13 protein-coding genes are annotated in these 11,758 nt (G+C 62.5%); 7 read left to right on the top strand and 6 right to left on the bottom strand.

Going from position 1 to position 11,758, the window contains the following annotated elements; translation table 11 throughout:
• Nucleotides 1-65: 65 nt before the first annotated feature.
• Genes def (EGN72_RS04340) through def (EGN72_RS04330) form a run of 3 tightly spaced genes read right to left on the bottom strand, consistent with a single transcriptional unit; the run spans nucleotide 66 to nucleotide 1,554 of the window.
• On the bottom strand, nucleotides 66-560 hold the full coding sequence (gene def, locus EGN72_RS04340; RefSeq protein WP_127045420.1) for a peptide deformylase: 495 nt from the start codon (nucleotides 558-560) through the stop codon (nucleotides 66-68).
• Nucleotides 557-1,033 carry a peptide deformylase gene (gene def / locus EGN72_RS04335; RefSeq protein WP_127045419.1) on the bottom strand — a complete coding sequence of 159 codons (477 nt, stop codon included), beginning with the start codon at nucleotides 1,031-1,033 and terminating at the stop codon, nucleotides 557-559. The genes def (EGN72_RS04340) and def (EGN72_RS04335) overlap by 4 nt, the downstream gene beginning before the upstream one ends.
• Nucleotides 1,033-1,554: a peptide deformylase gene (def, locus tag EGN72_RS04330; protein WP_127045418.1), complete on the bottom strand. Its 522-nt coding sequence runs from the start codon at nucleotides 1,552-1,554 to the stop codon at nucleotides 1,033-1,035. Before def (EGN72_RS04330) ends, def (EGN72_RS04335) begins: the two co-directional genes overlap by 1 nt.
• 209 nt (nucleotides 1,555-1,763) lie before the next feature.
• On the opposite strand from def (EGN72_RS04330), the gene EGN72_RS04325 reads away from it, so the two are divergent.
• Both EGN72_RS04325 and EGN72_RS04320 read left to right on the top strand, forming a co-directional pair.
• Nucleotides 1,764-2,936 carry a MalY/PatB family protein gene (locus tag EGN72_RS04325; RefSeq protein ID WP_127045428.1) on the top strand — a complete coding sequence of 391 codons (1,173 nt, stop codon included), beginning with the start codon at nucleotides 1,764-1,766 and terminating at the stop codon, nucleotides 2,934-2,936.
• Entirely contained in the window at nucleotides 2,933-3,469 is a 537-nt protein-coding gene (locus EGN72_RS04320) for a murein L,D-transpeptidase family protein (RefSeq protein WP_127045417.1), read from the top strand. The genes EGN72_RS04325 and EGN72_RS04320 overlap by 4 nt, the downstream gene beginning before the upstream one ends.
• A gap of 52 nt (nucleotides 3,470-3,521) precedes the next feature.
• Here the strand turns inward: EGN72_RS04320 and EGN72_RS04315 are convergent, their stop codons facing one another.
• A complete protein-coding gene (locus EGN72_RS04315; RefSeq protein WP_127045427.1) occupies nucleotides 3,522-4,499 on the bottom strand; it encodes an MBL fold metallo-hydrolase in 978 nt (325 codons plus the stop codon).
• Nucleotides 4,500-4,596: 97 nt separating this feature from the next.
• On the opposite strand from EGN72_RS04315, the gene aroA reads away from it, so the two are divergent.
• Nucleotides 4,597-5,940, top strand: a complete 1,344-nt coding sequence (gene aroA / locus EGN72_RS04310) for a 3-phosphoshikimate 1-carboxyvinyltransferase (RefSeq protein ID WP_127045416.1) — start codon at nucleotides 4,597-4,599, stop codon at nucleotides 5,938-5,940.
• Between the two features lie 3 nt (nucleotides 5,941-5,943).
• A complete protein-coding gene (locus EGN72_RS04305) occupies nucleotides 5,944-7,050 on the top strand; it encodes a cystathionine gamma-lyase (RefSeq protein ID WP_127045415.1) in 1,107 nt (368 codons plus the stop codon).
• A gap of 6 nt (nucleotides 7,051-7,056) precedes the next feature.
• Here the strand turns inward: EGN72_RS04305 and bchE are convergent, their stop codons facing one another.
• Complete coding sequence (bchE, locus tag EGN72_RS04300) at nucleotides 7,057-8,658, bottom strand: magnesium-protoporphyrin IX monomethyl ester anaerobic oxidative cyclase (RefSeq protein ID WP_127045414.1); 1,602 nt, start codon at nucleotides 8,656-8,658, stop codon at nucleotides 7,057-7,059.
• 75 nt (nucleotides 8,659-8,733) lie between these two features.
• Here bchE and EGN72_RS04295 point away from each other — a divergent pair, with 75 nt between their 5' ends.
• The 3 genes from EGN72_RS04295 to EGN72_RS04285 all read left to right on the top strand — a co-directional run bounded on the left by EGN72_RS04295 (nucleotide 8,734) and on the right by EGN72_RS04285 (nucleotide 10,698).
• Nucleotides 8,734-9,333: a d(CMP) kinase gene (locus EGN72_RS04295; RefSeq protein WP_127045413.1), complete on the top strand. Its 600-nt coding sequence runs from the start codon at nucleotides 8,734-8,736 to the stop codon at nucleotides 9,331-9,333.
• Nucleotides 9,334-9,393: 60 nt separating this feature from the next.
• Nucleotides 9,394-9,933: a glutathione peroxidase gene (locus EGN72_RS04290; RefSeq protein WP_127045412.1), complete on the top strand. Its 540-nt coding sequence runs from the start codon at nucleotides 9,394-9,396 to the stop codon at nucleotides 9,931-9,933.
• A gap of 132 nt (nucleotides 9,934-10,065) precedes the next feature.
• Entirely contained in the window at nucleotides 10,066-10,698 is a 633-nt protein-coding gene (locus EGN72_RS04285; protein WP_127045411.1) for an NAD(P)H-dependent oxidoreductase, read from the top strand.
• Nucleotides 10,699-10,796: 98 nt separating this feature from the next.
• Here EGN72_RS04285 and EGN72_RS04280 read toward each other — a convergent pair whose 3' ends face one another.
• A complete protein-coding gene (locus EGN72_RS04280) occupies nucleotides 10,797-11,663 on the bottom strand; it encodes a calcium-binding protein (protein ID WP_127045410.1) in 867 nt (288 codons plus the stop codon).
• Between the last annotated feature and the right edge of the window lie 95 nt (nucleotides 11,664-11,758).

Raw genomic sequence — 11,758 nt, 5'->3', positions numbered from 1 at the left:
GGGGGGGGGGTGGTGGGTTTACACCCACCCTACGGGTTTGGTGTAGGGTGGGTGGCAACCCACCGCTAGCTTGCCTTGCGTGCCTTGCGCAGCAGCATGTCGCGTTTCATTTTGCTGAGCCGGTCAAAATACATCTTGCCGTTCAGGTGGTCGATCTGATGCTGCACCGAGGTCGCCCAGAGGTTCACAAAATCGCGGTCCTCCATCTCTCCCTTGTCGTTCAGAAAGCGCACCGTCACCGCGCGGGGGCGAGTGATCTTAGCGTGAACGCCGGGAAGGTTGGGGCTGGCCTCATCATGGTCGCGCGGCTGGGCCGAAGCGTGGAGCACTTGCGGGTTGGCCATCAGCACCGCTTTGCCCCGTTCGGCAGAGCAATCAACCACGGCCAGCCGCAGCATCACGCCGATTTGCGGGGCGGCAAGGCCATAGCCGGGCATCGCCTCCATCGTGTCGACCATATCGGCCCAGATGGCGCGGATGTCATCGGTGATCGCCTCGACCGGGGCGGCGGGGGTTTGCAGGCGCTTGTCGGGCCAAGGGATGCAGCGGCGGGCGGTCATACGATGCTTTCCGGCTCGGGGAGGTTGGGGTAATCAATGCACAGGATACCATCGAGATGGTCGCGTTCATGCTGGGCGCAGACACTGGCAAAGCCTTCGAAGAAGCCTTCGCAATCGCGGCCCGCAAGGTCTTGCCATGCCAGCCGGATGGTGGCGGCGCGTTCAATGCGCACCGGGCGGTCGGGGATGGAGAGGCAGCCTTCCGCGTTGACGGCGGTGCCGATGCTGTCGCGGATGACGGGGTTGATGCAGACAAGCGGGCTGGGCCGCCCCTCTTTCCAGCCGACATCCATGACAAAGATACGTTGCATGACCCCGATTTGCGGGCCAGCCAGCCCCCGGCCCGGTGCGGCATACATGGTTTCCAGCATGTCATCGGCCAGTTGTTCAAGATCCGCGTCAAAGCGGGTGACAGGTTCGCAGCGCTGCCGCAAACGGGCATCGGGCAACAGCAGGATCGGGTGCCGCGCCATCAGCCGCGCCGCGCCAGTTCGCGTTTCAGCTTTTCCATCTTGCGGGTGATCATCTGGCGTTTCAGCGGGCCAAGGTAATCAATGAACAGCTTGCCGTTCAGATGGTCGATTTCATGCTGCACGCAGGTGGCCCAGAGGCCTTCGAATTCTTCTTCGGTGGTTTTGCCATCCAGCCCCATCCATTCCACCCGCACTTTGGCGGGGCGGGTCACTTCGGCATATTGGTCGGGGATAGACAGGCAGCCTTCGTCATAGATCGAGACATCTTCGGAGGACCATGTGATGCTGGGGTTGATAAGCACCAGCGGGCGCGGGGCCTTTGCCGGGTCTTTCACGCAATCCATCACCAGAAGGCGGCTCATCACGCCGACCTGCGGTGCGGCCAGCCCGATGCCGGGGGCATCATACATGGTGGCCAGCATGTCTTCGGCCAGTTGGCCAATCTCGGTCGAGACCTGTTCTACGGGAGAGCAGGTCTTTTTGAGGCGAGGGTCGGGATGGATCAGGATCGGGCGTATCATGGGCGTTGATGTAAGCGATGCAGGGGAATGGTGCAATCCTGAGCAAGGGCGACGGTGCCGGATTTCTGATCGCGGGCGCGTTTTGGGTGCAAATTCAGGCCGGAGTGATTGTAGTGCGATTGTATGGGGCACATTCCCGGTCTGGAAGGGCGCGGGTTGCTTGGTTAGGGTAGGGTAAAACAGCGCAAGGATGGCCCATGACTTTCTCGGTGAATTTTGACGAAGAGATCAACCGCGTCGGCACGCATTCGGTGAAATGGGATGCGATGGAAAAGCTATATGGTGTGTCGCCCGAGGATGGCATTTCGATGTGGGTGGCCGATATGGATTTCCGCCCGCCAGCCTGTGTGCAAAAGGCATTGGAGGGGATGGCCGCGCATGGGGTCTATGGTTATTTCGGCGATGACAGTGCCTATCTGGCCGCGATCCAGTGGTGGATGAAAACCCGGCATGGTTGGGATGTCGATGCGGGTGCAATCTTTACCACGCATGGCTTGGTGAATGGCACGGGCCTGTGTGTGCAGGCCTTTACCGCGCCGGGTGATGGCGTGGTGTTGATGACGCCGGTTTACCATGCTTTCGCGCGGGTTATCGCGGCGGCGGGGCGCAAGGTGGTAGAGTGCCAGTTGCCGGTGGTGGATGGTCGGCACGTCATGGATTTTGACGCTTGGGACGCCCAGATGACCGGGGCAGAGCGGATGCTGATCCTGTGTTCGCCGCATAACCCCGGCGGGCAGGTGTGGAGCGTGGAGGAATTGCGCGGTGTGGCAGAGTTTGCCAAGCGCCATGATCTGGTCGTGGTATCGGACGAAATCCACCATGACCTTGTGTATCCCGGCCAGAAACATACCGTGATGCCCTTGGCTGCGCCTGAGATTGCGGATCGTCTGGTGATGATGACGGCGACGACCAAGACCTTCAACATCGCAGGCAGCCATATCGGCAATGTCATCATCCCCGACGCAGGCTTGCGCGCGAAATTTGCGGCGGTGATGGGGGGGCTTGGCATCTCGCCCAACTCTTTCGGGCTGTTCATGGCAACGGCGGCCTATAGCCCCGAGGGGGCCGAATGGCTGGAAGCGCTGATGGCCTATCTGGCCGAAAACAAGCGCATTTTTGACGAAGGGGTGAACGCTGTTCCCGGTTTGCGGTCGATGCCGCTGGAAGCGACCTATCTGGCATGGGTTGATTTTTCCGGCACCGGGATGGACCGGGCAGAATTTACCGAACGGGTGCAGAAAGGTGCGAAGATTGCGGCGAACCATGGGCCGACCTTTGGCAAAGGTGGCGAGCATTGGTTGCGCTTCAATATCGCCACCCCGCGCGCGCGGGTGGTCGAGGCTGTGGCACGGCTGAAAGCGGCGTTTTCCGATTTGCAATGAGGCGGTTGGCGGGCCTGTTTTCAGCTCTGGTGTTGGCCGTGGTCATCGCGGCTGTGGCTGTGCTGATCGTGATGCGCCCGCCGCCACCCGTGCCAGACTTGCCGCCGCTTGTGGGCGCGGTAGAGCGGATCGTGGTGCAGAAAGCCGCGCGGCGGATGATGTTGTTTCAAGACGGCGCGCTGGTGCGGGAGTATCGGATTGCCCTTGGCTTTGCGCCTTTGGGCGACAAAGAGCGGCAAGGCGATGGGCGCACGCCCGAAGGGCTGTTCAAGATTGATCGTCGCAATGCGGGCAGCGCCTATCATCTGTCGCTGGGCATCAATTACCCCCGCCCCGAAGATATCGCCCGTGCGGCCAAAGCAGGCTATGACCCCGGCGGCGATATCTTTTTCCACGGTCAGCCCAATGCCTTGCCCGATGGGGCCGTGATCCCCGGTGATTGGACAGCGGGGTGCATGGCGCTGACCGATGCCGAGATGCGCGAGATCTGGAATCATGTGCCGATTGGCACGGAGGTGCATATCCTTCCCTGACAGCGTTTGTGGCCGATGGTGGCAGGTATTTTTGCCAAGATGAAATCAGCGGTCAGTCCGGGATGGCCCATGCTTCGCCCGGAGGCAGGGCGCGGAAGCGGGTTTCGGGAATCTGGTGGGATTTGAGCGCGGTTGCGAGTGCCGCCAGCGGTGCGTCGCGCGCCTCATCCGTCAACTGGAAGGTGCCCCAATGGTGGCCGATGGCATAATCTGCACCCGACAGAAGGAAGCCGCGCGCGGCCTCCTCGGGGTTTTGGTGTTGGTCGCGCATGAACCAGCGGGGTTCATAGGCGCCGATGGGCAGGATGGCTGCGCGGATGCGGCCATGTTTGGCGGGCAGGTCGCGGTAGGGGCGGCCACTGTCAAAGCCGGTGTCGCCGATATGCAGGATCTTGCCGCGCGGCCCCGCGACCACGAAGGCCGCCCAAAGCGCCATTGACCGATCGCGCGCGCCACGGGCAGACCAGTGGTGGCAGGGTTCGAAATGCACGGTCAGCGGGCCAAGCGCCAGGCTTTGCCCCCAGTCGCGGGTGGTTACCTTGGCCTGTGGCAGCGCGGCATGGATCACGCGGTCATTGCCCAAGGGGGTGATGATATGGGGTGCGTGGCTTTGGTGCAGGCGGGCCAGCGTGGCAAGGTCGAGGTGGTCGTAATGGTTATGGCTGAGCAGCACCGCGTCGATCTTTGGCAGATCGTCGAAGGCGATGCCGGGGGGTGCGACCCGCTTGGGGCCAAGGAAGGCCAGCGGGCTGGCGCGCTGTGACCAGACCGGATCGGTCAGCAGGTTCATTCCGGCAGTCTGGATCAGCAAGGTGGCGTGGCCGACCATGGTGATCGTCATGTCCGCGACGCGGGCGGCGGGTTTGCCGGCTGTCACGGGCACCGATTGCGGCCAGCGGGCGCGTTGCCCGTTGAGCTGCCATTTCAGCAGGTCCGAAAACCCGCGCGGGGCGGCCCCCTTGGGGTTGAAAAACCGTTGCCCATCAAAATGGTCGCTGATCGGGCCGTGGTAATAGGGGGTTCGTGCCATAGCCAGACGATAGCCCGCCGCCTTGCGGATGCAAGGCCCCATGGACGCCCCCGAAAGCTTGCGCTATCAAACCCGCGACCCTTTGCAGGAGAAGACGATGTCAGGCCATGGTGAAGCCCAAGTGATGACCGCCACGAAATCCGGCCCTTTGCGTGGCCGGGCCGATGTGCCGGGCGATAAATCCATCAGCCACCGGGCGCTGATTTTCGGGGCGATGGCGGTGGGGGAAACCAAGATCACCGGGCTTTTGGAAGGGCAGGATGTGCTGGATACAGCCAGCGCCATGCGCGCCTTTGGGGCCGATGTGGTGCAGCATGGCCGCGGCAACTGGTCGGTGCATGGCGTCGGCGTCGGCGGCTTCCGAGAGCCTGAGGCGGTGATTGATTGCGGCAATTCCGGCACTGGTGTGCGCCTGATCATGGGCTGCATGGCCACCACCGCCATGAGCGCGACCTTCACCGGCGATGCATCCTTGCGCAAGCGCCCGATGGGGCGGGTGACGGACCCGCTCGCGCTGTTCGGGGCGCAGGCCTATGGCCGCAAAGGCGGACGCTTGCCGATGACGGTGGTGGGCGCGGCGCACCCCGTTCCGGTGCGCTATACGCTGCCCGTCGCCTCGGCGCAGGTGAAATCGGCGGTGCTTTTGGCAGGGTTGAATGTGCCGGGGCAAACCGTGGTGGTCGAACCCGAAGCCACGCGCGACCATACCGAGCGCATGCTGGCAGGGTTTGGCGCGCAAGTGCAGGTGGAGAAAACGGCAGAGGGCAATGTGATCACCCTGACCGGCCAGCCAGAGCTGCGCCCGCAGGTGGTTGCCGTGCCGCGCGATCCATCCTCGGCCGCCTTTCCGGTTTGTGCGGCGCTGATCGTCGAAGGGTCGGATATTTTCGTGCCCGGCGTCAGCCAGAACCTGACGCGCAACGGCATTTACACCACTTTGGTCGAGATGGGCGCAGATATCACCTTTGAAAACCCGCGCGAGGAAGGCGGAGAGCCAGTGGCCGATCTGCGGGTGCGCTATTCCACGCTCAAAGGCATCGAGGTGCCGCCCGAGCGCGCGCCGTCGATGATTGACGAATACCCGATCCTGTCGGTGGTAGCGGCCAATGCCACGGGCAAGACCGTGATGCGCGGGGTCAAGGAATTGCGGGTCAAGGAATCCGACCGGATCGACGCCATGGCGCGCGGGCTGGAGGCCTGCGGCGTGACCGTGGAAGAGGATGAAGACACGCTGATCGTGCATGGTATGGGCCCCGGCAATATGCCCGGTGGCGCAACTTGCGCCACCCATATCGACCACCGCATCGCCATGTCCTTTCTTGTCGCGGGCATGGCGAGCCAAAAGCCGATCACGGTAGATGATGCCAGCCCGATTGCCACCTCCTTCCCGCTGTTCGAAGGCTTGATGACGGGCCTTGGTGCCATGTTGGTGCGGGGGTAAGCCATGGACGCGCAGGGCAAAGAGCGTTTCGCCAAACTGCTGCATCACCGCGCAGGCGCGTTGGAAAAAGGCGCACCCGTCGCCCCGCCCATCGTTTCGGCCACCACATACCACCTGCCCGAGGTGGAAGGGGCGAGCCATGTCTATGGCCGCATGTCGATGCCCACATGGGACGCGGTTGAGGCGCAGTTGGGTATTCTGGAGGATGCGCCCTGTGTGGCCTTCCCCTCTGGCATGGCGGCGATTTCGGCAGCCCTTTTCGCCACGCTGACAGATCGCAAAAAGCTGATCATCCCGGCCGATGGCTATTACGTCACCCGTGTCCTTTCGGCGGAATTTCTGGCCGCATACGGCGTCGAGGTGATCGAAGTGCCCACCGCCGGAATTGAAGTGGCCGATGTGTCGGGCGGGGCTGTGGTCTTTATTGAAACCCCGTCGAACCCGGGCCTTGATTGCTGCGATATTTCACTGATCGCGCAGCGGGTGCGCACGGCGGGCGGTCTGCTGATTGTCGATAACACCACCATGACACCGCTGTTGCAGCGCCCCTTGGATTTGGGCGCGGATATGGTGGTGGCCGCCGATACCAAAGCACCGGGGGGGCATTCCGATATCCTGTTCGGCCATGTCGCGACCCGCGATGTCGACCTTGCCGCGCGGGTGCGCAACTGGCGTAAATTGTCAGGCGCCACCCCCGGCGCGTTCGAGGCATGGCTCCTGCATCGCGGCATTGAAACGCTGGAGGTGCGGCTGGAACGCATGTGCGCCAGCGCCCAGATCATCGCGGAACGGCTGGCCGACCATCCGACGGTTCAAAACCTGCGCTATCCGGGCCTGCCGGGCGATCCCTCGCATGCAATTGCCAAACGACAAATGGCAGGTTTCGGCTTTCTGATCGGGTTCGAACTCGCCAGCGCCGAACAGGCCGAGGCGTTCCTCTCCGCCTGTCCCTATATCACCCAGACCACCAGCTTCGGCGGCACCCATAGCGCCGGCGAACGCCGCGCGCGCTGGGGCGATCCGGTGGCCCCCGGCTTCATCCGCCTGTCAGTGGGCGTTGAACCAGTGGAACCGCTTTGGGCCGCGATCAAGGCCGCCTTGGACGGCTAGCGGCGGCTATACCTCCTCCGGCTTTCTTTTCGGCACAAATATCCCACGGGGGGTCTGGGGGGCGTGAAGCCCCCCAGCCTTGCCACAATCCTCTTTACGGGCCTCTTTGCGTGGCGGGCGCGAAACACGGTCCAGCGCGTTTTCGGGCAGTTGCTCCGCCCCCCAGAACTCTGCCACGGTGATACCGGCGCGGGCGCGGAACAGCACAAAATCCCGCCATTCGCGCAACCACACCCCGCGCCCCATCGCCGTATACCAGCGCTGGGCGTGGCGCAGTTCCGCGTCAGGCTGTCGCCATATCCGCCAGAGCGCGCGGGGGCGCAGTTGCAACACCGCCTCGATCAGCTTGACCCAAAGAAACACCCGCCACGCCGGCACGCGCGGGGTTTCCAGCACTTGATGTTTATAGTCCCACAGCCGCAAATCGGTTTGCACCACGCGGCGATGCGCGGATTGGCCATGAAACGGCGTCCAACGGTGCGGGGTGGCATAGACCGACATCACCTGATCGGGATCATAGCGCAGCAAATGCCGCAAGAGGCGCCAGTAATCGCGGTCGGTTTCCTCCTCAAACCCGACGGCAAAGGTGCACAGCCCGATCATGCCATGCGCGCGCAATAACTGGATGGCCTGGGCATCCTTTGCCCGCGTGCCGCCCTTTTTCACCGTGGTCAGCGTGGCCTCATCCGTGCCTTCCAACCCCAGCAGGAACCGCAAGCAACCGGCTTTTTTATACAGCGGCAACAGATCGGCATCGCGCACGATGTCATCGGCGCGGGTGGACCCGATAATCTGAACCTGCACCCCTTCGGCCACCATCGCCTCCAGAAACGCTTTCCACGCGCGCCGGGAGGAGGTGGGGTTTTCATCGGCAAGGTTGATCAGCTCCACCCCGTCCTCGCGCACCAGCCGCGCGATTTCGGCGGCGAATTTTACCGGGTCGCGGTGGCGCCACTTGCTCCAGAATCCGCGCTGGCCGCAATAGGTGCACAGATGCGGGCAGCCGCGCGAAAACTGCATGATGACGGCGCGCTTGCCACCCCAATAGCTGTAATCGGCATGGTCGATCAGCTCCCACCCGATCCGCACGGAGTCCAGATCGGCAAGCATGGTGGCAGGCCGCGTCGCAACGGCCACACCGTCGCGGCGGAAGGCAATCCCTGCCACCTGCGCCACATCGCCTGCTTCAAGTGCCGCGATCAGGGCCGGGGCTGTCACCTCGCCTTCGCCGCGCACGATATAGTCGATCTGCGGGGCCTCGCGCAGCACATCCTGCCAGTGATAGCTGGGAAAAACCCCGCCATAGATGATCGTTACCGAAGGATAGGCCGCGCGGATCTGCGCGGTCAGGTTCAACACGACCGGATGCGCCGAGGTAGACCCGGAATGCCCGATCAGCACCGCATCCGGCGCGCCACTGCCGTGGCCAAGCGCCGCCACGATCTCGGGCAGGGGCGTCGGCGCCATATCGGCATTGATCAGCCGCACCGCATGGCCTGCGTCGATCAAGGGGCCGCCGATGGCCAGCAGCCCAAGCGGGGGCAGCAACTCCCCCGGCACACGGCTGCCGATAGAGCGATGCGGTGGGTTGATCAGAACAAGGCGCACGGGTTACTCCGATGACAAGGGTATCGCTTCAGGGTAAAGCGGGGCCGCGCGAATACAAGCTGTGAAAGGCCCGCTATGAAATTCACCGTTGCCATTGATGGGCCTGCCGCTGCCGGAAAAGGCACGATCAGCCGCGCGGTGGCGCAGCATTTCGGCTTTGCGCATCTGGATACCGGGCTTTTGTATCGGGCGGTTGGCGCAAAAGGTGGTGATCCGGTCGCGGCTGCGCGCAGCCTGTCGCCCCACGATCTGGCGCGCGACGACCTGCGCAGCCTTGAGGCCGGCCAAGCCGCCAGCCGCGTTGCCGCCTTGCCAGAGGTGCGCGCCGCGCTGACCGCGTTTCAGCGTGATTTTGCCCGCCGCGATGGCGGTGCCGTGCTGGACGGGCGCGATATCGGCACGGTGATCTGCCCCGATGCCGAGGTGAAGATTTACGTCACCGCCAGCCCGGAAATCCGCGCGCGCCGCCGCTGGCTGGAACTGGGGGGCGATGCCGCCCCCGAAAGCCTTGCCGATGTTCTGGCCCAAGTGCGCGACCGTGATGACCGCGATATGAACCGCGCCGATGCGCCGTTGAAACCCGCACCGGATGCGGTAACGCTGGACACGTCGGAAATGTCTGTCGAGCAGGCGATTGCCAAAGCCCTTGCACTGATTTCCGCGCGTCTGGCCTAAGCTATTTTCAAACCGAAGGCCGTGGCCCTGCGTATAACCCCCAAAGTGATGGAGGATCGCATGACCAAACCAACCCTGCCCGCCGCCTTGACAGCCGCCGCCCTGACTGTTGCGCTGACGGGTGCCGCCTTTGCCGCCCCGCCCGACGCGCCGTTTCAATCCATCGACGGCGGCACGCTTTCGCTTGCCGATTGGGCGGGCCAGCCGATCCTTTTGGTCAACACCGCCTCGCTTTGCGGCTTCACCCCGCAGTATGAGGCGTTGCAGGCGCTGTATGATACTTATCGCGATCAGGGTTTGGTGGTGCTTGCCGTGCCTTCGGATGATTTCCGGCAAGAGCTGGACAGCGCCGCCGAGGTCGCTGAATTCTGCCAGATCAATTACAACCTGACCCTGCCGATGACCGATATCACCCCGGTCAAAGGCTCTGCCGCGCATCCGGTTTATCAATGGCTGAAGGCCGAGGCAGGTTTTGTGCCGCGCTGGAATTTCAACAAGGTGCTGATTGACCGGAACGGCGCGATTGCAGGCACTTGGCCCTCGAACAAGCGGCCAATGTCGGATGAAATTGTAGGGGCCGTGACCGCCGCGCTGAAGTAAGCGCCGCCAAGCCGTTATGCGATTTTCGCACAGATGTTATGCGCAAAACTGTCTTTAACGCACATCAGCAACGCCATAGCTGTGACAGGCAAGAACAACAGGCGCATTGCTGTGCCGGAAAAGGAAACGACTATGCTGCAAGAGCGTATGAACTGGCGCTATGCCACCAAGAAAATGGACCCGTCGAAAAAGGTGCCGCAGGACAAGCTGGACCGGATTCTGGAGGCGGTGCGGCTTGCGCCCACCTCCAGCGGGTTGCAGCCGTTTGAGGTGATCGTGGTGAAAAACCCCGAGTTGCGCGCCAAGCTGCAAGAGGCGGCCTTCGGTCAGACGCAGGTGACGGACAGCACAGCCGTTTTGGTATTCGCCGCATGGGACAATTACACCGAGGACCGGATCGACAGCGTGTTGAAGCTGACAGAATCCGTGCGTGGCATGAAATCGGACACGCTGTCCGGCTATTATGACCGTTTGAAAGGCATGTATCTGCCGCGTGACGCGCGCACGAATTTCGAACATGCCGCGCGTCAGGCCTATATCGGGCTGGGGCTTGCCGTTACCGCCGCCGCCTTTGAGGAGGTGGACGCTACCCCGATGGAAGGCTTTGACCCCGAGAAATTCGACGAATTGCTGGGCCTTGCCAAGCGCGGTTTGAAAACCGTGGCCATTCTGCCCGTGGGCTATCGCGCGGCCGAAGGCGATTGGCTGAAGGGGGCGAAAAAGGTGCGCCGCCCGATGGATGAATTTGTGACCGTGGTCGAGTAAACCCAAAACCGGCAAGCACACGGCCTGAAAGATCGGGCCGTGTGCCCCTGCCCCACAGGCAATGCGGGGCCGTCTACGCCTTGGGGCTGGCTGCCAGATCAGACCCCGACAAGCTGAATATCGGCAAGGCCGAAAGGCCCGTCGCTCAGGACGGTCAGGGTTGCCACCGCCTCTGTCGCCGCTGCGGTTTCGGCGAAGGTCAGGGTGATTTGTGATGTGTAGGTTCCATCCACTTCGGTCTGTTCAAGCTCTACCACCACGCCCCGGTCGGCGGTTGCGTCATTGCGCTCGATTTCAATGCGCAGGCTGTCTTCATTCGGGTCAAAGTCGCCGATGCGGGCGATCTGCGTGTCCAAAATCTGCGCGTCATCCTGACTGTTTTGCAAATCAAGCACGACATTGAATTCGTCAGACCCGCTGCCCCCCGTGATAAAGGCGCCGCCACGATCTGCCGTGTTCACACCCGCATCCGCGAAAACCTCGATACGGTCGTCACCAGCGCCACCGTCGATCCGGGCCACCGAATCGTTCAACTCTACATCGCTGTCAAAGGTGATGTGGTCATTGCCCGCCCCGCCATACATGCTGGTCGCGTCGATCCCCGAAAGCCGGTCATCGCCATCGCCGCCGTTAAGCGTGTTGCCGACATTGGTGCTGGTCAGGGTGTCATCACCTGCGCCGCCATTGACCGTGATGTCGAAGGGAACGTCGATTGTCGCGGTATCGTCACCACCAAACAGGTTGATGGTTTCTGGTGCCAAATCAGGGTCTTGGCCCGCAGCAAGCGTATCGTCGCCTTCGGTTCCCTCTAGCGTGCCGGACCCGTCAAAGTGAAGGGCTTCGCCCGGTTCTTCGACGGGTGTGGGATCGGTATCGGTGTCGTTGCTGTCATCCTTGCCGAAAACATCAAACACGACAGTCCCAAGAATGGCAGCGCCCAATAGGCCAAGAAGCAATAGTGACATGAAAAACCTCCTACTTTGACACAGTGAAGCTTGCCCCCCGGATGATCGGGGAGTCAATTTTGTTTTGCGCCGCCGCCGTCTGACGCTTTGTCTTT

The organism is Pseudorhodobacter sp. E13 (assembly GCF_003991405.1).
In the GTDB taxonomy this organism is placed as follows: Bacteria; Pseudomonadota; Alphaproteobacteria; order Rhodobacterales; family Rhodobacteraceae; genus Pseudorhodobacter.
Note: the sequence above shows the minus strand (reverse complement) of the source record. Positions and strands in the feature narration are given on the sequence as shown.